19 protein-coding genes are annotated in these 20,724 nt (G+C 60.2%); all 19 read right to left on the bottom strand.

Going from position 1 to position 20,724, the window contains the following annotated elements:
• Nucleotides 1-84 precede the first annotated feature (84 nt).
• Entirely contained in the window at nucleotides 85-900 is an 816-nt protein-coding gene (gene pstB / locus HGA39_00095) for a phosphate ABC transporter ATP-binding protein (GenBank protein ID NTW27757.1), read from the bottom strand.
• A gap of 6 nt (nucleotides 901-906) precedes the next feature.
• Nucleotides 907-1,731 (bottom strand): phosphate ABC transporter permease PstA, encoded by an 825-nt coding sequence (gene pstA / locus HGA39_00090; GenBank protein NTW27756.1) that lies wholly within the window; start codon nucleotides 1,729-1,731, stop codon nucleotides 907-909.
• A 4-nt stretch (nucleotides 1,732-1,735) separates the two neighbouring features.
• Nucleotides 1,736-2,542, bottom strand: a complete 807-nt coding sequence (gene pstC / locus HGA39_00085; protein NTW27755.1) for a phosphate ABC transporter permease subunit PstC — start codon at nucleotides 2,540-2,542, stop codon at nucleotides 1,736-1,738.
• 92 nt (nucleotides 2,543-2,634) lie between these two features.
• Nucleotides 2,635-3,564, bottom strand: a complete 930-nt coding sequence (locus HGA39_00080) for a phosphate ABC transporter substrate-binding protein (GenBank protein NTW27754.1) — start codon at nucleotides 3,562-3,564, stop codon at nucleotides 2,635-2,637.
• Entirely contained in the window at nucleotides 3,474-4,304 is an 831-nt protein-coding gene (locus tag HGA39_00075) for a laccase domain-containing protein (protein NTW27753.1), read from the bottom strand. Before HGA39_00075 ends, HGA39_00080 begins: the two co-directional genes overlap by 91 nt.
• Nucleotides 4,305-4,440: 136 nt before the next feature.
• Nucleotides 4,441-5,517 (bottom strand): cell division protein FtsZ, encoded by a 1,077-nt coding sequence (gene ftsZ / locus HGA39_00070; GenBank protein NTW27752.1) that lies wholly within the window; start codon nucleotides 5,515-5,517, stop codon nucleotides 4,441-4,443.
• A gap of 165 nt (nucleotides 5,518-5,682) precedes the next feature.
• The gene (locus tag HGA39_00065; protein NTW27751.1) at nucleotides 5,683-6,441 is read right to left on the bottom strand and encodes an FtsQ-type POTRA domain-containing protein; all 759 of its coding nucleotides are present in this window, start codon (nucleotides 6,439-6,441) and stop codon (nucleotides 5,683-5,685) included.
• A gap of 142 nt (nucleotides 6,442-6,583) precedes the next feature.
• Nucleotides 6,584-7,432, bottom strand: coding sequence for a UDP-N-acetylmuramate dehydrogenase (murB, locus tag HGA39_00060; GenBank protein NTW27750.1), 849 nt, complete (start codon nucleotides 7,430-7,432; stop codon nucleotides 6,584-6,586).
• A gap of 59 nt (nucleotides 7,433-7,491) precedes the next feature.
• Nucleotides 7,492-8,979 carry a UDP-N-acetylmuramate--L-alanine ligase gene (locus tag HGA39_00055; protein NTW27749.1) on the bottom strand — a complete coding sequence of 496 codons (1,488 nt, stop codon included), beginning with the start codon at nucleotides 8,977-8,979 and terminating at the stop codon, nucleotides 7,492-7,494.
• Entirely contained in the window at nucleotides 8,885-10,030 is a 1,146-nt protein-coding gene (gene murG / locus HGA39_00050; GenBank protein NTW27748.1) for an undecaprenyldiphospho-muramoylpentapeptide beta-N-acetylglucosaminyltransferase, read from the bottom strand. The genes HGA39_00055 and murG overlap by 95 nt, the downstream gene beginning before the upstream one ends.
• Nucleotides 9,954-11,192 (bottom strand): putative lipid II flippase FtsW, encoded by a 1,239-nt coding sequence (gene ftsW / locus HGA39_00045; protein NTW27747.1) that lies wholly within the window; start codon nucleotides 11,190-11,192, stop codon nucleotides 9,954-9,956. Before ftsW ends, murG begins: the two co-directional genes overlap by 77 nt.
• Nucleotides 11,189-12,571: a UDP-N-acetylmuramoyl-L-alanine--D-glutamate ligase gene (murD, locus tag HGA39_00040; GenBank protein ID NTW27746.1), complete on the bottom strand. Its 1,383-nt coding sequence runs from the start codon at nucleotides 12,569-12,571 to the stop codon at nucleotides 11,189-11,191. Before murD ends, ftsW begins: the two co-directional genes overlap by 4 nt.
• Nucleotides 12,571-13,614 (bottom strand): phospho-N-acetylmuramoyl-pentapeptide-transferase, encoded by a 1,044-nt coding sequence (locus tag HGA39_00035; GenBank protein NTW27745.1) that lies wholly within the window; start codon nucleotides 13,612-13,614, stop codon nucleotides 12,571-12,573. Before HGA39_00035 ends, murD begins: the two co-directional genes overlap by 1 nt.
• Nucleotides 13,614-15,023, bottom strand: coding sequence for a UDP-N-acetylmuramoyl-tripeptide--D-alanyl-D-alanine ligase (locus HGA39_00030; GenBank protein ID NTW27744.1), 1,410 nt, complete (start codon nucleotides 15,021-15,023; stop codon nucleotides 13,614-13,616). The genes HGA39_00035 and HGA39_00030 overlap by 1 nt, the downstream gene beginning before the upstream one ends.
• Nucleotides 15,017-16,453 (bottom strand): UDP-N-acetylmuramoyl-L-alanyl-D-glutamate--2,6-diaminopimelate ligase, encoded by a 1,437-nt coding sequence (locus tag HGA39_00025; GenBank protein ID NTW27743.1) that lies wholly within the window; start codon nucleotides 16,451-16,453, stop codon nucleotides 15,017-15,019. The genes HGA39_00030 and HGA39_00025 overlap by 7 nt, the downstream gene beginning before the upstream one ends.
• Before the next feature lie 113 nt (nucleotides 16,454-16,566).
• Entirely contained in the window at nucleotides 16,567-18,330 is a 1,764-nt protein-coding gene (locus HGA39_00020; protein NTW27742.1) for a penicillin-binding protein 2, read from the bottom strand.
• Nucleotides 18,317-18,736: a cell division protein FtsL gene (ftsL, locus tag HGA39_00015; GenBank protein NTW27741.1), complete on the bottom strand. Its 420-nt coding sequence runs from the start codon at nucleotides 18,734-18,736 to the stop codon at nucleotides 18,317-18,319. Before ftsL ends, HGA39_00020 begins: the two co-directional genes overlap by 14 nt.
• Before the next feature lie 180 nt (nucleotides 18,737-18,916).
• Nucleotides 18,917-19,873, bottom strand: a complete 957-nt coding sequence (gene rsmH, locus HGA39_00010; GenBank protein NTW27740.1) for a 16S rRNA (cytosine(1402)-N(4))-methyltransferase RsmH — start codon at nucleotides 19,871-19,873, stop codon at nucleotides 18,917-18,919.
• Between the two features lie 4 nt (nucleotides 19,874-19,877).
• On the bottom strand, nucleotides 19,878-20,306 hold the full coding sequence (mraZ, locus tag HGA39_00005) for a division/cell wall cluster transcriptional repressor MraZ (GenBank protein NTW27739.1): 429 nt from the start codon (nucleotides 20,304-20,306) through the stop codon (nucleotides 19,878-19,880).
• Between the last annotated feature and the right edge of the window lie 418 nt (nucleotides 20,307-20,724).

Raw genomic sequence — 20,724 nt, 5'->3', positions numbered from 1 at the left:
GGATCCAGTATAGCCACCCGGTCGAATCGTATTTGTATCAAGTTGTTACATGTCGGTGCCCATCAGAAATCGCTTTCAGGACGCCTAGCCAAACCGGCCGGTGATGTAGTCTTCCGTTCGCTTGTCGGTCGGGCTCGTGAAGAGTTCGTTCGTGCGCCCGAACTCCACCAGAACCGCGGGTTCTCCGGCGAGTTCCTGCAGGAAGAACGCGGTGAAGTCGCTCACCCTGGCGGCCTGCTGCATGTTGTGGGTCACGATCACGATGGTGACGGTCTCTTTGATCTCGTCCATCAGGTCCTCGATCTTCTGGACTGATGTCGGGTCGATTGCCGAACAGGGCTCATCCATGAGGAGCACTTCCGGCTGCACAGCCAGAACGCGGGCGATGCACAGCCGTTGCTGCTGGCCACCGGACAGCGTAAGGCCACCCCTGCCGAGGATATCCTTCACCTCTTTCCAGAGGTTGGCTCTTTTGAGGGAGTCCTCGACAACCGCGTCGAGTTCGCTTTTTCTGCGGATCCCTTGAAGCCGAGGCCCAAAAGCAACGTTGTCGTAGATCGACTGAGGAAACGGGTTTGGCTGCTGAAAAATCATCCCAACTCGCCTACGCAAGTCAACCGGGTCTACGCCCGGCCCGTAGATGTCCGCGCCGTCGATAAGCATTGTGCCCTCGACCTTTGTCCCCGGGATAAGGTCGTTCATCCTGTTGATACAACGCAAGAACGTCGACTTGCCACAGCCGGAGGGCCCGATGAAGGCCGTCACGGCCTTGCTTGCGATGTCGACATTGATACCCGTCAGCGCGTTGAAGTCGTCATACCAGAAGCTCAAGTCGCGAACCTTGACCTTTGGAGCGCCTCCCTCAGCAAACGATGTGGCTCTTGGTGACTGGCTTGGCATTTTCCGTTACACCTTTCGATACCGGCGCAGTATCCACCGAGCGCCAAGATTGAAGCCGAGAATCATGATCATCAGTAGCAGTGCCGTCCCATAGGCGGCCGGAAGGTTGATACCTTCCACCGCGAGCAGATAGAGGTGGACGGTCATCGGCCGTCCCGAATCAAGCGGCGTGACCGGCAGGTTCACCGCTTGCCCCATCGTATAGAGCACGACGGCGGTCTCGCCCACTGCCCGCCCCGCGGCGAGCACCACACCGGTGATGATGCGCGGTGCAGCCGCAGGCAGGACTACTCGGCTAACGGTCTGCCATTTCGTGGCACCCAGGCCGTACGAGCCCCACCGGATGTACTTTGGCACGGCGCGAATCGACTCTTCCGTAGTCCGCATGATAATCGGAAGCATAAGCAAGGAGAGAGCCAGCGACGCGGAAACCATGGACAGACCAAGTCCCATCGTCTCCACAAACAGCGCGAAGCCGAACAACCCCATGACGATCGAAGGCACGCTCGCTAGAGAGTCGGCCGCAAAGCGAATAGCCGAGACGACGCGGCCCTGATGCGCGTACTCGGCGAGATAGACGGCTGCAAGAACCGCAACCGGAGTCGCGATCAACATGGCAAGACCGGTCACGTAGATGGTTGAGATGATCGTCGGGAAGATTCCACCCTCGGAGTTGACGCCGTGCGGCCAGGTGAAGATGAATGCGGGTGAGATTGCCCGTATCCCATTGATGAAGACATACACAATGAGGGTGCCGAGGATGGCGACTGTGATTGCCGCGGCGGCCCAGAAGAACCCGATAGCAAGCGTATTTGCCAGTTTCCTGTTCATCGGATCAGTCCCTCAGCTTCGAAAGCAGGCGAACCGCCAGCACGAGAAGCATCGAGAACACGAACAGCATTACCGCCATGGCAAAGAGCGCCGTGCGGTGCAAACCGATGGAATACGGCATGTCGAGAACGATCTGGCTCGTCAGCGTCGCGAAGGGAGCTGTGATCCCTTTCGGGAAGACCGGGGCGTTGCCTACGACCATCAACACGGCCATTGTCTCGCCGATCGCGCGGCCCATCCCCAGAATCACGGCGTCGAATATGCCGATCTTGGCTGCAGGAACAACCACCTTGTAGATAGTCTGCCAGGTTGTCGCGCCCATGGCATAGGAAGCTTCGCGTATCCCGAGCGGAATCGAGCGCAATGCATCCTCGGAGAGAGTAGCGATGGTCGGGACGATCATGACTGCGAGAACGATCCACGTTGTCAACGCGCCGAACCCGAGGCTGCCCGTGAAGTGTGCAATCAACGGGCGCAACATGACGATTCCAAAAAACCCGTAGATGACAGACGGCACGCCCGCCAACAGCTCTACTGCCGGACGTACGATTGAACGGACTCGAGGACTCGCGATCTCCGACAAAAACACGGCAGTCCCAACAGCAAGCGGTGTACCCAGCAAGAGCGCGCCAAACGTGACAATCGCCGACCCCGCTATGAGCGGCAGGATCCCGAATGTGTTGGTGCTTGATGACCACACCTTGCCGAACACGAAGTTGCCGATTCCGTAGTCCGTGGCAATTGGCCACGCTTTCCAGCCGACGAACAGGAAGATCAGCGCTACTGCAAGAACCGCCGCAAATGCGCACATGAAAAACAGCGCCGCTAAGAGCCATTCCTTTGTGTAGGTGGCTCGACTCACGAGCTGGAGTTTGCCGTGTTCGGCGTGGACGGTATCTTCGCTCATTGCTTGCCCCCATTCGCAATGGGGATAAATCCGGCATCAATGACGACACTGTCCTGAATCTGCGAAGACAGCACGAAGTCTATGTACTCTTTGACAAGACCCGTCGGCTGCCCCTTCGTGAAGAAATGAAGAGCTCGCCCTATCGGGTAGGTGCCTGAAGCGACCGTCGCCTCGCTTGGCTCAACGCCATCGACGGAGACGGCCTTGACGGTCACGTTGGTGAACCTCGGCTTGACGAAGCCAAGTGAGATGTACCCGATTGCTCCGCTCGCTCGTGCCACCACGTCGCGAACCTGACCTGTCCCGGGCAGCACCGCAGCAGCCGGGTCAAACGCCTGACTCTTCATAACGAGTTTCGAGAACGCCTCACGCGTCCCGGAGGCTTCATCCCGGTTGACGATGGAGATGCGCTCATCCTTCCCACCGACTTCTTTCCAGTTGGTGATCTTACCGGCAAAGATATCGCGCAATTGCGAGCTCGTGAGATTGTTCACCGGGTTCGAGGGATTCACGATCACTGCTATACCATCGTAGGCGATTGGGGTGTCGACAAGCCCTAAGTTGCTTTCCTCCGCCTTCGCATCGCGAGACGACGTGCCGATCTGAGCCGTTCCGGCCGAGACCGCCTCGATGCCCGCCGAGGAGCCCAAACCTGAAACCAGAACCGAAACGCCCTGCTTTTGCTGCATGAAAGTCTCGGCCGCCTGTTCGGCAATCGGAAGGATCGTCGTTGAACCGCTGACCGTGATCTGGCTCACGTTCCTCAGGCCGCTTGCGCACCCAGTGAGTAGGAATGAGGAGACAAAAAGCCCTGCCGCGAGGATGCCAAGCGCCCTCAGAGCACGCACACCAGAGCCGCATGTCTTCCTGTGCGGCCGTGCTCTGCGCGATGAGAGAAGAATCTGTCGGTGGTCTCGGCTGTGCATATCCCGAGACGTGCGATGTTGCACGGAATGACTCCTGCACGGTCAAGGCTTGCGGTTACGGCAGCATCGAGGTCAAGACCCCCTGAATCTGCCCGCGCAAGAGTACCAAACTTGTTAACGAATTGCGACATCAGGGTGTCGTCAACCTCGTAGTGACAGGCATGGATGTGTGGTCCGATGTATGCAGTCAAATCCCTGGCCGAACAACCCGCAATCCGGGCCAAGGCAATGGCCGCAGAACTCGCCATCTCTTCAATTGCGCCACGCCACCCGGCATGCACCACAGCGACAGTCCTGCTCGGAGCGACAATGACGATCGGCACGCAATCCGCGTAGCACAGCATCAGCGGGACTCTCTGCTCCCCCGTCAGGATTGCGTCGGTTTGCGGCAGTGCCCCTCTGCCGCCTGCCGCAAACGCCCCCGAGCCCGCATCTTGTCGGCCTACGGTGGCAACCTTGACGCCATGCACTTGCTCAGCCGTCACAAGATCGGTGCGGCACTCCATGATCCCGAGCGCTTCCAAGAAGCGACTCCTGTTCTCGTCCACACAATCGGGATCATCGCCCACGTGAGATGCGAGATTCAGTGAGTCAAACTGTCCTTTGCTGATTCCGCCGAGACGTTCCGAAAAGGCCACAAGAATCCCCGTGCTGTCCTGAAGAGCGCGGTCCGTCCAATAGGCGATCCCATGTGCTGTCACGCGTTGGAGTTGCGGCTGCATCAATTCTGCTGGCTCCATTCTCGTCAACTCCCTACTCGCAGAATTGTTCCCGTTGGGCGCGCCCAAAGAAATACCACGTATTCAAGATGGAGAACCCCGTCGAGAGCAAGTCCGACGGGGTTCTCATTTGTTCATGGTTGGCAAAACTATGAGACTAGAAGGTCCGCTTCTTGAGGAATGCAGGAATATCCAACTCGTCTTCCGACAACGGCTCGAATGTGCGAGAGAACGGTGTTCCTTCCACCTCAGTTGCAGCGAACTTCATCGTCTCTTGCTTCTTTCGACCATCGAATCCAGTGGCAATGACAGTCACTCGGATCTGGTCCATCATCGAATCGTCGATGACCGCCCCGAAGATGATGTTTGCTTCCGGCGCTGTCGCTGCTGCAACGACCTCCGCGGCCTCGTTGACTTCAAAGAGTCCCAAGTCGCTGCCGCCACAGATGGACAGCAGTACTCCGGTCGCCCCTTGTATCGAGGACTCCAGAAGCGGGCTTGAAATCGCAGCCGCGGCCGCGTCATGAGCCCGGTTGTCGCCCGTGGCGAGTCCGATACCCATCAGAGCCGAACCAGCGTCGGCCATAATGGTGCGTACATCTGCGAAGTCGAGGTTGATCAATCCCGGGACCGTGATCAGGTCCGTAATGCCTTGGGTTCCTTGACGAAGAATGTCGTCGGCGATTCTGAATGCGTCGAGTATTGATGTCTTCTTCTCTGCAACCTGCAGCAACCGGTCGTTCGGAATGATGATGAGCGTGTCCACCACTTGGCTCAGGCGTTTGATCCCGTCATCGGCCTGCAGTGCGCGTTTGCGGCCCTCGAACGCAAATGGCCGCGTGACGACGCCGACCGTCAGGGCGCCAATCTCTTCTTTGGCGATTTGCGCGATGACCGGCGCAGCGCCGGTGCCGGTGCCGCCGCCTTCACCTGCGGTAATGAAGACCATATCGGCGCCCTGAAGCGCTTCCTTGATCTCGGCCTTGTTCTCCTCTGCCGCCTGGTAACCGACATCCGGGTCAGCACCCGCCCCAAGACCTTTTGTGAGGTTCACTCCCACGTGGACCTTGTAGTCCGCGTCTGACATCAGTAGTGCCTGGGCATCGGTGTTCACAGCGATGAACTCGACACCTTTGACACCGGCCTCCACCATGCGGTTGATGGCGTTCGTCCCGCCGCCGCCAACCCCGACGACCTTTATCACTGCCAAGTAGTTCGCGCCTGTATCGAGCATCCTGAACCCTCCCCGGAAACCGGTCTGTTCACACCCTTGACCTCAAGTTAACATTTAGTGTATGATTTCAACAGTCAATCTTCGCATAAACGTTACGTATGACGCAAGTAGCAAATCGAAATGACGACGGACAAACCCTCCGGCATTCAGTCCAGCATACCGCGGTTACTTTCCCAGACCACGCCAAGTCGGCTTGTCCACCAGACGCACATCGATGTAGACCACGTTCTTCTGCCCCGCCAAGATTCCTCTGACGATCTGGTCCTTCTTGGCAATGTCGTCGGCCTCGCCGACGACAACCTCGATCGGTCCGGTTAGGATAATGGTCGTCTTGTCGACGCTTGCAGCGGAAATGCGGACAATCCGAGTACTAAGATCAGGACTGAGCCCACGGAGAACCGACAGCACGTTTGTGACCTCGGGTGACGAAATACGCTCCCCTGCCACGGGCGCAAGCCCGCTTACGTCGACAACCGCCGGAACCGCAAAGGTCTCAACGGCGGAATGCTGCTCTAACCAGAATCCGTCCGCGGAAACCAGCCACATAGCGGTGCCGCTGCGAACGACCGCCGCCGCAACCCGCTCGACAACGGCGATCTTCAACGTATCCGGAAGACTTCGCGAGATTCGCACTTCGGCGATCCACGGAGCGGCGAGCAGCCTTTTCTCTATCTCCGACGACGGCAACTTCAGTAATGTTGCATCGGCAGGAACCGATGCGCTAGCCAGAATCGACTCCTGCGACAGATGAGTGGCTCCTGAAACTTCCACATGTCGTATAGGGAACAAGGGCGCACGCCACAAGGCAACCAATCCCCACACAACCAATGCCAGTATGCCCACGAAGACAATCGATACAAGAACCCTGTGCATGGAGACAGCCTGTCGGCGGCGATCCCGCTGTTGACGCTTCTCTGTTGCCATTCGGCGCCCGGCCGTGCTGCCTGCCCGCTGCCCGGATCCCTGGCCTGCCTTGTGGACGACGCGTGGACGGTCAGGCCCAGTGCTATCTTCCCTATGGTTATACTTTACCCTTAGGGTCTCATCGGCACCTATGACGACGCGCTTACGCTTCGACGAACGACCCGAGGAACCGGATCTCCGGTTTGAGCTCGACCCCATGGGAATCCCTCACTGCATCAAGGACGATACGTATCAGTGATATGACGTCTGTAGCTGTTGCCCCACCGGTGTTCACTATGAAGTTTGCATGGACATCAGAGATCTGCGCGTGCCCCACTCGTCTCCCTTTAAGCCCCACGGACTCGATCAGGCGCCCCGCGGAGTCGCCGTCGGGATTGACGAACACGCTACCTGCGCTCGGGACACCCAGCGGCTGAGTGCGCTTGCGCCTTCGAAGATTCGCCTCCATGGTTCTGCGAATCTGCACCACGTCGTTCTCGGCCACCTTCAACACGGCTTCCACAATGACGCCACGCTGCGGCAGGTCACTGCGACGGTAGGACCATGCGATTTCCGGCCCTCGAACCGCAACCAGCCCGGTCCCGGGGACATATAGTGTGACCGACTCAACGTTGGCACCAATCCACACGTCCCGACTTCCTGCATTCATGGCAAGCGCGCCGCCTACGGTTCCGGGAATGCCCACCGCGAACTCCAGACCGGAGTACCCCGCTTTGAACACATCCTGTACGATCGCCGCAAGTATCACCCCCGCGCCTGCCCTGAGGTGTTCGCCGTCCAGTGAGTGCCGCTTGAAGTCTCTCCCCAAAGTGATGACCGCACCTTCGAAACCGGTATCGGCCACCAGTACGTTGCTCCCCTTGCCGAGAACGACGGATGGCACATCCTCTTCGGCCAGTATCGATGCGACCGAAGACAGGTCGCTGAGCGTGTTGCATTCGACGAACAACGCAGCCGGGCCGCCAATCTGGAAAGAGGTGTGCCGAGCCATGGGTTCGTCACGCCTGACGACGCCGGACAGGTTTTCTCGAAGCCGCGCATGGGCATCCGTCAGCGACACGGAACGCCGTCCTCGGCCGATGTCTTCGAGAGTTCGCGTACCAGTTCGGGGCCGACCGTGGTGACGTCCCCCGCCCCCATCGTGAGCACAAGATCGCCTGACCTGACCCGCGAAGCGAGATAGGCAACTACTTCGGAACGATGCGGGAGATATGCCGTCTGCGTGCGCGGATGGCGCTTCAGGACGGCTTCCAACACTGTCTTGCCACTGACTCCGGGTACCGGCGCTTCTCCCGCGCTGTAGACGTCCATGAGGGCAACGCGTTCGGCCCCCGCAAGTGCATCGCCGAAATCGTCGGCAAAGGCTTCAGTCCTGGAGTAGCGGTGCGGCTGGAAGAGCACGAAGACCCTGTCGAAGCCGAGGCCGTGTGCAGCTTTCAGCGTTGCACGCACTTCGGTCGGGTGGTGAGCATAGTCGTCAACAACCGTCACCCCGTCAACCTCGCCAACAAGATCGAAACGTCGGCGCACGCCCGCGAAATCGGAGAGAGCCCCGCCTGCAGCCGCGATATCCAATCCCAGAGCCCACGCGGTCGCCAGAGCCGCTGTCGCGTTGCTCACCATGTGCTCCCCGGGAATGCAGACACTCGAGGTGACGGGGGAAAGACCGGGTGCGACCGCCTCAAACCGCATCCCCGTTCCGGTGCGGCCCAGAACCCTGCAACGAACGTCGCATCCTTCGCTGAACCCGTAGGTGACCACACGGCGGCCGGTGTTCTTGGCATGTGCTGTAAGGCTTGGCTGATCCCCGCACACGACCAGGCAACCGGCTTGAGGAACCCTGTTCATGAAGACAATGAATGACTCCTCAACCCGATCGAACGTGCCGTAGTGATCGAGGTGATCGGCTTCCACGTTCGTCACAACGGCGACCGAGGGATTCAAGTGGACAAACGACCCGTCAGATTCGTCGGCCTCGACGACGTAGTGCTCGCCGCCGCCGTTGACGGCATTCGTACCAAACCCCTCGACCTCGCCGCCGATGAGGAACGTGGGATCGAGTTCCATCCGCGACAACATGGTGGCGATCATCGAGCTTGTCGTGGTCTTTCCGTGCGTCCCGGCCACAGCAATCGTGGTGCGACCCTCGGCCAGATGCGCCAACATCCGGGCCCGTTGCCATACCGGGAGGCCTCTCCTGCGCGCCTCCACAAGTTCGGAGTTGTTCTCGGGAATCGCCGAGGACACCACGACCACCTGAGGATCCCCGAGGTTCTCGGCAGAGTGCCCCACGAACACCGTGACACCCGCGTCTTCAAGCGCGCGAGAGTACCGTGAGGCCTTCAGGTCGCTGCCGGTGACCGTCAGGCCCCGCTGCGCCAACACGAGCGCTATGCCACTCATGCCCGCACCACCGATGCCTATGAAGTGTGCGTATGCGCGCTCAGACACCAAGCTCCTCCGTCGAATCGATGTGCGATACCCCGCCGCTGCGCTGTGCAGCCGAGCGGACGACCTGCGCGACGTGCTCGGCGGCATTCGGCCTGCCAAGCGTGCGCGACGCGGCAGACATGGTAGCACGGCGTTCTGCGCTCGAGAGCAGTCCGACGAGCACGTCGCCAAACCGTTCCTCGTCAAGCTCCGAATCAGGCACCAGCGCCGCAGCGCCGCACGCGACCAGCGCGGCCGCGTTCTTGGTTTGGTGATCGTCGGTGGCGTAGGGAAAGGGAACGAGCACCGCCGGCAAGCCGAGCGCGGTGATCTCAGCAATGGATGTCGCTCCTGCACGAGAGACGATCAGGTCGGCCGCCGCCAACGCCGAACCCATGTCATCGAGATAGCCCACGACGCGCCAGCGGTCGTCCGGATCCCCGCCTGCTGCCGCGAGCGCATCGGCAACCGTAGAAACCTCCGACGGGCCGGCCACATGCAACACCACAAGGTTGGGGATCGCGAGCAACCGGTCGCGGAGTCCGATGAGCGCCGAGTTGATGTGGCGCGCCCCCCGACTCCCTCCGAAAGCAAGCAGCACGCAAGCGTCCGGCTCAATCCCGAGTACGGCTCGGCCAGCGATGCGATCCGCACCCAGCACGGCCGAACGCACCGGGTTGCCGGTCAGCACGACCCTCTCGGGATGCCTGAAATAGCACCTTGATTCCTCGTAGGTGACTGCTACCCTGTCAGCCCAGCGGGAAAGAGTACGGTTGGCGAGTCCCGGGACCGAGTTTTGCTCGTGTAAGACGAGCGGGATTCCGCGTACGGCAGCAGCCATACCCACAGGAATCGAGACATACCCGCCAAACCCGACGACGACGTCGGGCCGATTCGCACCCATCCACGCCCATGCAACGACAGTAGACGCCGCAATTCGCAGCGAAGACGTGATCAACGTCCAGGGGCGAGCTCGGTCAAACCCTCGGGCTGCGAGCTCGCGAAACCGAATTCCGGCAGCGGCAACGAGCCGCGACTCGGCGCCGGTCGGTGTCCCCACGAACAGCATTTCGTCACACCCGCTAGCGAACTCCCCCGCCACTGCCAGCGCGGGGTAGACGTGCCCAGCTGTGCCTCCGCCGCTCATCAAGATTCGCACGAATTGGCTCCTTGCTTTTCGGGACAGCTCGCATCACGCGAGGCGCTCGAGCGCCGAACTCAGATACCGACAGTATCAACCCCACACTGAGCATAGTCACCAGCATAGATGACCCACCGTAACTCAGGAACGGCAACGGTTTCCCAGTCACCGGAAACACCCCCGTCACGGCTGCCATGTTTAGAATTGCCTGAAAACCAAGCATACCCGTGAGCGCACCCGCGAGAAGCCGGCCGAATTGATCCCGGCTCCCCATGGCTATACGGGCACCTGCGTAGAGCAGGACAGCGAAAGCCACCACGACGGCAACGGTGCCGATAAGGCCTACCTCCTCGCCGATCATTGCGAAGATGAAGTCAGTATCCGCCATCGGCAGGTAGAACCACTTCTGGCGGGATAGTCCGAGTCCAACCCCCTTGATACCGCCCGTACCGAACGCAAGAAGCGCCTGAATGGTCTGGTAACCCTTGTCTGTCGGATCAGACCAAGGGTTGAGTGCGGTGATAACTCGCTCCAGCCGATACGGCGCGATTGCGATCGCAAAAACGCCAAACGCAACCAAGAGGACCGCAGCCCGCGTCACCCATTTTATCTCGATTCCGCCGAGGAAGAGCACGATTGCCACACCGGAAGCCATCAGGATCGCGGTTCCCAGATCCGGCTGAAAGACAATGAGCAGCGCCGGAATCCCGACAAAGATTCCCATGCGCAACAGGTACTTCTTCGTCTCCATCCGACGGCGCTGCCATTCCACGGTCAGGAGTGCCGCCACGAGCACACACGCGACCTTGGCAAACTCGGACGGTTGCGGGTTGAAAAAACCCATCGGAATCCATCGGCGCGACCCATTGGTCGTCTGACCCAGCACATACGTTAGCACCAGAAGGGCCACGATCACCCCCCACGCCTGATACCCGAGCATACCTTGAAAGCGTCGGTAGTCGAAGCGCGACAGGCCGAACGCGAGAGCGCCGCCCACCACAACAAAAATCATCTGGCGTTCAAGGTAGTAAAGGCCGGAGCCCATTTTGACGAGCGCAGTGATCGATGATGCCGAGTAGATCATGACCAAGCCGAAGGCCGTCAGGAACACAACCATGCCGAGCAGCAGGTACCGGGCCACGGGGCCGCCTGCAAGTTGATGACGTTGCTTGCTACTCACTCTCGCCCGCTCCCGATCGCGGCGATGAGGGACTTGAACGCGCGCCCTCGCTCTTCGTAGGAGGAGAACTGATCGAAAGACGCACATGCCGGCGACAAGAGAACAGCGTCTCCCCGCTCGCAGAGCGTCCGCGCAGAATCGACGGCCTCGGCGAGTGTGTCCACTACCACCATCTGAACCGCAAGTCCTTCAAACGCACCCACGAGTTCATGGCGGGACTCTCCGTACAGAACTGCCGCCTTAGCCCCATGCGCCACAGCTTCAGCCAACGTGCGAAAGTCATTTCCCTTGTTTCGTCCGCCCAGAAGAACGACAAGCCCCTGTCCCTTGAACGCGGTGAGCGCTTTTAGCACTGCATCCGGATTCGTCGCCTTGCTGTCGTTGAACCACCTGACGCCTTCGATCTCCGCCACGGGTTCCAACCGATGTTCAATTGGAGTGAAGGAGACGAGTCCCTCTGTCAGACCTTCAGCAGGAGCGCCGAGGGCATGCGCCGCTGCTATTGCCGCGAGGGCGTTGCTGATGTTGTGCTCGCCCTTGATCTGCAGGTCGTCGGTGCGGACAAGGCGGATCATACCCCCGCGGGTCGCCAGCACGATCACCCCATCAACTACGCTCGCGCCATCGGCATACAAGACATTCCGGCTCACCCGCACCACGGAAACGCCACGTTCGGCGACAGGCTCGGCAAACACTGCCGAGCCCGGGTCGTCCATGTCGATGACGGCGACGTCACCTGGCCTCATGTTCGCAAAAACCTTCGCCTTCTCGGCCGAATACGCCTCAAGAGAGCCGTGCCAGTCGATATGGTCCGGGGTCAGATTGAGAAGCACGGCAACTCTCGGATGAAACGTCTCGGTCAGCGCCAACTGAAACGACGAGACCTCGGCAACAAACACGTTCGCCGCGTCTTCGGCCAGACACGCTGTGGCGGGCGTTCCGATGTTGCCAACCGCGGTCGAAGGAATCCCCGCAGTGTTGAGCAAATGAGCAACCAGGGCCGTCGTCGTGGTCTTGCCGTTGGTTCCGGTGATCGCCACCCACGTCCGGTCTGATTGCGAATAGGCGAACTCGATTTCCGAGATGACTCTCCCGCAAACGGCTCTCGCCGCCTTCATGAGTGCAGACCCGGGTTTGATCCCAGGACTCGCAACGCCTAGGTCGAACCGGCCGTCGACCTCGGACACGCCGAGCCGAACCTCCGCGCCAAGACTCCGCAGTTCCGTCGCGACCTCGCGCAGAGCCGGAGTGTCCGAGCAGTCAACCGCTGTGACGGACACAGCCTCGCCGGACGTGACCAGTGCTGCGGCATAGTGCACGGTTGCCCGGCCGCTCCGACCAAGTCCCATGACGAGAATGCTGCCGAGTGAGCCGGCCATTATCGCGCTCCAATGGTTCCGACGAAGTACAGCGCGAATCCTAGGCCGGCGAGAATGCCTGTGACGATCCAGAACCTGACCATGACTTTCGTCTCTGACCAGCCCTTCATCTCAAAGTGGTGGTGTAAAGGCGCCATACGGAAGATCCGTTTGCCCGTGAGCTTGAATGAGGCGACCTGGAGCACCACGGACAAGATCTCAGCTACGTAGATCCCGCCGATGATCAAAACGAACAGTTCTGTCTTCGTCGTGACTGCAATCGCGGCAATTGCCGCACCCAGCCCGAGGGAGCCCGTGTCGCCCATGAAAATGTCTGCGGGATAGCTGTTGTACCAGAGGAATCCGACGCATGCACCGGCGACTGAAGCAGCCAGCAGTGCCGTCGACAGTGTGTTCTGACGAAACGAGATTGCCGCATACGCCAGCATGACGATCATGACGGTCCCGGCCGCTAGGCCGTCCAGACCGTCCGTCAGGTTCACTGCGTTACTGAAGCCAGTCACCATCAGATAGACCAGTGCGAGATACAGCCAAGGAATTACAACAGAGACGTTGCCCACGGGAATTGCCGTTGCGAGCTCCCCAAAATCGAGGTTCACGTTGACCAGGGGTATCTCGACCAGAGTCGAGATCTGAGCCCAGTTGACCACAAGGAGCCCGAATCCAACTGACACGACCCCTTGCCAGATCAGTTTCGTGCGGGGGCGAAGACCGAGCGAACGTTCGTGAGAGACTTTCGACCAGTCATCTATGAAGCCGAGAGCCCCACACGCCAGCATGGTCGCCAAGACGAGCAAGCTCTTGCGATCCGGAGTTCCCAACAGGAAGAACGCAAGCATTGTCACGAGCAGGATCAGGACACCACCCATTGTGGGCGTGCCCTGCTTGACCAGATGCCCTTGTGGGCCGTCGGCACGGACTTGCTGACCGATATTGCGAACGCGCAGGAGCCGGATCCACACCGGAAACAGGACGGCCGCCGCGAGCATAGCCAAGACAACAGCCAGGAAGACCTGATATGTGGGATATCTGTCCAGCGAAATCACAGAGCGCTCACAATCCTCTCAACAACCGTTTCCAGACCCATCACGCGTGAAGCCTTCACGAGGACCGTGTCGCCTTGTTCCAGCAACTCGGAGAGTGCCTCGGCAGCGTCGCTCGCGTACTCGCACCGCATGACCTGATCCGCGGGCATTCTCTCGGCGATTGCGCCCTCGGCGATGTGTGCAGCACGTGGCCCAACAGCGATCAGCCGATCGATGCCGAGCCTTGCCACCTGCTCGCCGATGCCGAAGTGAGCGAGTTCGGTGAGCGACCCAAGTTCCGCCATGTCGCCGAGAACCGCAATGCGACGTCCCGAACTCGACATCTCAGCCAAGGTTTCGATGGCCGCGCGCATCGAAACCGGGTTTGCGTTGTACGCATCATTGATGACTGTGTTGCCGTTCGCGGAAACAAACACCTCCATGCGCATCGCGCTGAGAGAGGCCTTCGACAGCCCTTCAACGACGCTGCCCAAAGGCACATCGAGGTGGAGTGCCACAGCTGCAGCAGCGAGCGCATTGTAGACATTATGACGGCCCGGCACGGGAAGAGCGACTCTGGCCGACCCCACCGACGTGAGTATGTCGAATGAAGCGCGACTCTGGTCGTCGAGTTCGATCTCGGTCCCGCGAACGTCGCACTCGTCTGACAGCCCATAGGATGTCACCGGCGCCATCGTCTGATGCCGCAGTGTATCCGAATAGGCGTCATCGCCGTTCAGAAACGCCATCCCATCGGCAGGCAGGCACTTCAGGAGTTCAGACTTCGCCTCGGCGATGGCGTCTTGGTTCCCGAGAATCTCGATATGGCTGGTTCCGACGTTCGTGATGAGCCCAATCCTCGGATGCGCGATATCGCACAGGACATCGATCTGACCGAGCCCGCGCATTCCCATCTCGGCGACCAGGACGTCTGCCTCCGCATCCGCCTGAAGGACATTGAGCGGTACGCCGAGTTCGTTGTTCCGATTCCCCGTGGAATATGCCACGTTCAACGTCTCCGACAGCGCTGCGACAAGGAAATCCTTCGTGGACGTCTTGCCTGTCGACCCCGTTATGCCGACGACCTCGCAGCGCAGGCGGGATCGGTAGTAGCGCGCCAAGTCCTGCAAGGAGCGGGTGGCGTCGGCAACGCGAATCACTGTTGCCTGGGCATCCTGTGCCAGCGTCAGCAACTCATCCAGCCGCTCATCCGGGTGTGTGACTAGGATCGCATGCGCTCCCCGCGCCAAAGCATCAGCAACGAAATCATGACCGTCAGCCTGCTCACCCGGAAACGCAATGAAAGCACACCCCGGCGTCACCAGACGGGAGTCAATCGCGACGCCGTAGACGACGCTTCCCGGCGAACCCGCAAGTACTTCACCACGGGTTATCTCGGCAATGCTGCGAACAGTGGCGGTCAGCACAGGCGTGTCAACTCCTCTCGGGCAACCTCGCGGTCGTCGAAATGAACGGTACCATCCGCGAACACCTGGTAGTCCTCATGACCCTTGCCTGCGATCAGCACGGCGTCTCCGCCGACGGCGAGCGCAAGAGCACGCGCAATCGCTCGGCGGCGGTCCGGCTCGACCTCATACTCGGCCGAGCAGCCCGCCAGTCCGCCTTCGATCTCACGAGCGATGTCGGCAGGATCCTCGGAGCGCGGGTTGTCGCTAGTGACAATCAGGATACTTGCATATCGACCGGCTATCGCTCCCATGATGGGGCGCTTTAGGGGATCGCGGTCTCCCCCGCACCCGAATACGACGATGACGCGGCCCTGCGTCACGTCCTTGAGCGCCAGAATGGCCTTCTGGAGTGCATCAGGGGTGTGTGCATAGTCCACAACCACCGCGAACGGTTGGCCGGCGTCGATTCTCTCCATGCGGCCGGGCGCCTGACGGGCGTGCCTGAGGCCTTCGGCAATGGCCGAGGGGGCAATGCCCAGAGCAAGCGCACAGCCAGCGGCGACGAGCGCGTTGCTGACATTGAACGCACCGGCCAGTGGAAGGCGCACGCGCTCCGACCATTCGGGCATCACCAAGGTAAATGAGGCGCCCTGTGCATCAAGCTGTTCATCGGCAGCGCGGACCATGGCATCTTCTGAACGGCCGACCGTCAGTGCATCGCCGAAGTCGTCAGCCAGGACTCTGCCATACGGATCGTCGATGTTGACCACTCGGGCCCCAACCTCAAAATCCGAGAACAGCCTGCGCTTGGTGGCAAAATACGCGTCAAGGGTGTGGTGATAGTCGAGATGATCCTGAGTGAGATTGGTGAACGCGACAACGGCAAACCTCACACCTTCGACTCGGCCGAGATCAATCGCGTGGCTCGAGACCTCCATGGAAACCACGTCAACGTCAGCTTGCCGCATATCCGCGAGAAGCGCCTGCAGATCGCTGGACTCGGGAGTTGTGCGGCTCGAAAGTTGCTGCTCACCCGCGATGCGAGTTTCCACCGTGCCGATGATGCCCGTGAGCAATCCCGCGGCGCGCAGAATCGAATCGAGCAGGTATGTGGTAGTGGTCTTGCCGTTTGTCCCGGTGATCCCCACAACCGAAAGCGAAGCGCTCGGATCTTCGTAGAAGGTGCATGCGACCAGCGCGAGCGCCGACCTGGCGTCGGCCACCAGGAACTGGGGGGCATCAACTCCGGGAAGCTCCCGCTCGACGACGAGCGCAACCGCGCCTCGCGCCACCGCATGGGCGGCGTAGTCATGACCGTCATGAACAAGACCGGGGACGCAGAAGAAGGCGTCGCCCTCCGAAACGGAATCGGATCGGTAGGCAACGCCGGATACGGATGGGTTTGCGTCGCTCAAGGCGCGCGCGCCAAGCCCCTGCAACAAGGTCATGATTCTCGTGTCAGTCACTCGGTCTCCCTGAGGAATTCAACGTGCGATTCTACCATGCCCAGCCCTTGCCACCCGCCTCTGCCGCCGACCTGTTGACTGCGGTTCATTCCTGTCTATTTCGCGGGAGTGCCGGTAGATAGCGCTCCAGTCGATGGGGAGATTCCGAGGTGCTCCACCGTGAACTTGGCGATCGCCGAGAACAGTGGTGCTGCAACCGTTCCACCGTAGATTGAGTTGCTCGGTTGATCGAGTTTCACAGAAATGATCACCTGTGGATTGTCGGCAGGCAGATACCCGATGAAGGAGGCGATGTACTGCCCCTGCGCATAACCCAGTCCGCTGCCCAGCGCGATTTGCGCAGTACCCGTCTTTCCGGCAACAGCATAGCCCGGCACCGCCGCAGCCTTGCCGGTGCCGTCGGACACGACCTGCGTCAGAATGCTTGTGGCCGTGCGTGCGGTCTCCGCCGAACAAGCCGTTGACTTCGGCCACACCATCGAGTAATTGGGATCCTGTGGCACCTTCAGCAGAAAGTGGGGAGTCACCAACTGGCCGCCATTCGCCAGCGCGGAGACCGCCCGTGTGAGCTGGAGTGGCGTAGTCGACAGCCCTTGGCCAAACGGGATGTTCGCAATCGATGCGCTTGACCACGTGCTGGGATCGGCCAGCAGCCCCTTGGCTTCTCCCGGGAAGTCCACGCCGGTGGTCTTGGTCAGGCCAAACCGGGCAAAGTAATCGTAGAGTCCCTGCTTGCCCAGCGCTGTGCCCAGTTGAACCGCGCCCACGTTGGATGAGTTGGTCACTATCTGCGTCAGCGACCAGTTCACGGTTCCGCGCTCTTCTGAGTCATGAATGGTGTAACCCGCAACCGTCAATGTCGGAGGGAGCTCGAACATGGAATCCGGCTTGTAGAGTTTCTCATCGATGACCGCAGCCGCAGTGATGGCCTTGATGGTAGATCCCGGCTCGTAGGAATCGGACGTTGCGACGTTTCTGATCGCCTGTTGATCCGCGGTCTGATAGGCATTCGGATCGAACGTCGGCGTTGACGCCATCGCGTAGATCTCACCGGTCTGGGGATTCATCACGATGACCGAGCCGCCTTTGGCTCCCCACTTCAAGACAGCGGCAGCCAGCTCGGTCTGCGCTGCATTCTGAATGTCCTTGTCGATCGTGAGTACGATGTCTTTGCCGTCGACGGCCTTGATCGTCTTCTGGACGCCGCCGGGAATCAGCCTTCCATATGGATCGCACTCGCCGAGCAGCACCCCGGGCTTCCCCGCCAAGACTGAGTTGTACTGCTTCTCAATACCGGCGAGTCCCTCATTGTCAACGCCGACGAATCCAAGGACCTGACACGCGAGTTCGCCTGAGGGATAGACGCGGAGCGAATCCTCAAGGAAACCGATCCCCTTGAGACTCTTCTCTTTCAACTGGGCCTCAAGGGTTTTGGCTTTCTGCGGGTCGATCTTCCTCGCAATGTATACGAAGCTTGTTTCCCGAGAGAGCTTGGCTTCGTAGTCTTTGGCTGCCCCCCCAAGTACCGAGGCAAGCACCTGCGCCGTTTGCGCTTTGTCCTTCACGGAGCCGGGGTTGGCATATACGGTACTCGCGTCGACAGTGACCGCAAGAGGCTCACCGGAACGATCGTAGATGGTTCCCCGTCGCGCCGTCAGCTCGATATCGTTCATACGCTGGGCCGTCGCCTGGGCTGCGTAGGCGGGGGCAACAACCACCTGAACCCAGACCAAGCGGACAACGATCGCCGCAAGGAGCACTGAGAACGTGCCGAAGAGAAACAGGATTCGTCCGTTTCCCGGCGATCGTCTCTTTCGGGAAGCCCCGCCGCCTCCCCGGTGCTCCCTATTCCGACGCAAGGCCGACATCGCCCACAAGCAACTGGTGAGCCTCTCCTGCAGCCATGTTCACAGCCTTTTCCAGCATGCGAGAAAACGCGCTTCCCGTTGTCCCTGCAGCAGCAACGCTCGGCGTCTTCAAAGAGGCAACTGTCGGGACGTTTGCCAGATCAAGGTAGGTCGACGATGCGGCGGATGCCATACCCATTGCGGTCGATGCTACCGCCTGAATGCGAGACGGCGTGGCAAGCGAGCTCTTCCGGACTTCGAGAATATCACCCTCGTTCTGCGCTGCCTTGATCTGGCTCTGCAGACTCGTGACTTCGATTGACGCCTTTGCCGCCGACGCGGAAAGCCAGACTCTGCCCATACCCAGAAGCGCTACCAACGCGACTAGGAGCACAAATGATGTATACACCCGCTGCACGGATTTCCGAGAGACGGCAGCCGGTCGCCGAGAAGGGCGACTGGTGGCCTGAGGCTTCACAACACGAAGGCGAGGCTTCTCAGCAACCCTCTCGTACTGCGGATCGTTCCGCAAAGCTGGGAGCCCCATCGTGCCACACCTCCTCGCCTATTCGCCGGTCTAATCCGGACGCATCGTCTTCTACACTCTCTCAGCGACTCGCAGTTTGGCGCTGCGAGCACGAGGGTTCTGTCTAATCTCTTCTACGGTAGGCAAGATCGCCTTCCGTGTGACAATTCGGAGTACCGGCGTATGCGTGCATGTGCAGACGGGCAGCTCGGGCGGGCACGTGCACCGTCCTGCGAGTTCCGTGAAGATGGTCTTCACAATGCGGTCCTCAAGCGATTGGTAGCTGATTACAGCGACCCTGCCGCCCGGGGAAAGCCATCTGATCGCGGCGCGCAGCGCTGTTGCCAACACGCCGAGCTCGTCGTTGACCTCTATCCTCAACGCCTGGAACGTGCGCTTGGCGGGATGAGGCCCCTCTCGGCGGGCGGCTGCGGGAACCGCAGCCTTGATGACCTCGACGAGCTGCAACGTCGTCGCAATCGGATGATGCGCGCGTTCCTCGACGATGAAGGCTGCGATGCGCGACGCCCATCGCTCGTCCGAGTAGTCGCGAATGATCCGGGTGAGGTCGGCTGCGGTGTATGTTGCGATGACCTCTGCTGCGGTTAGAGTCTGACGACCCGGATCCATCCGCATATCCAATGGCGCGTCTTCGTTGTACGAGAAGCCGCGCTCGGGAAAATCAAGCTGATGCGAACTCACGCCCAGATCGAAAAGAAACCCGTCGACGCATGGAACGCCCGCATCTATGAGAAGCGTGTCCAGATCGGCGAAGTTCCCCTTCAGAAGCACTGTCCTAGCTGTCGAATCGTGTTGGCCGAGGCGTAGTGTGACTGCTGCTGCGGCGAGCGCTGCATCGTCCTGGTCAATTCCCACCAAGGTACCGGTAGGTGCCACGAGGTCCTGAAACCGTTTCGCATGTCCTGCCCCGCCCAAGGTGCAGTCCACGATGATCGAACCGGGTTGCGGCGAAAGTTGCTGCGTGACCTCGGCCAACAAAACTGGGATATGCCGGTATTCCATTGTCAAACCTCTAGAGCAGCCCCGCGTTGGACAGCCCTTTGGCGAGATCGCTGATGTCATCTGTCTCGCCGTTGTACTCGCTCCACGCAACGGCATCCCAGATCTCTATCCGATTGCCGTTGCCGGTGACTGCTACGTCCTTGCTGAGGTGCGCATACTCTCGGAGTACTGACGGCAGCGAGATCCGGCCGGCTGAATCCAATTCGACCTCGACCGCGCCCGAAAGGAAGAACCGGCGAATCCTGCGAACACTCGGATCGAAGTCATCCTTGGGAAGCGATTCCTCGAAACGCGCGTACTCCTCTGCCGAGTAGACATACAGGCAGGAGTCCAGCCCCTTGGCTATGACCAACTTGCCCGTCATCTCGGCTCGGAATTTCGCGGGAAGGGAGACGCGCCCCTTGACGTCCAGCGTGTGCTGGTAATCGCCGAGAAACATCTTGCCCCCCTCCTCCGACTGGCCTATCGCCCAGGAACCTCCGCACGAGTCCCCGCTCTACGCCCAGAACTCTATGCCACTTCATCCCACAATGCAACACTTTCATGGGAACTCATAACACCTATACCCACACAATCCCCCGTTGAGTCCGATCTGCAAACACCTGCGAGATAGATCTGTCTGCCTCACAGATCTCTGGAAGGCTTGCGAACCATCGGGGCGTGATGTGCGTCATATGAATGGGACTGTGTGGCGTGCTGGTCGTTGTATGAGAGAAGGTGCCTCGATGAACAGTCGGACGAAGCGTGTGCTCAAGGTCGGCGCGGTGCTGGCAGCGGCCTGTGCTGCTATTGCGTTTGGGTGGGTCGCCGGCATCGTATGGTCATCCGGCACCCTCATGGGTGACACATCTACGCTC

The organism is Coriobacteriia bacterium (assembly GCA_013336165.1).
GTDB lineage: Bacteria > Actinomycetota > Coriobacteriia > Anaerosomatales > JAAXUF01 > JAAXUF01.
The sequence above is the reverse complement of the archived record's forward strand: the minus strand, read 5'-3'. Positions and strand labels throughout refer to the sequence as shown.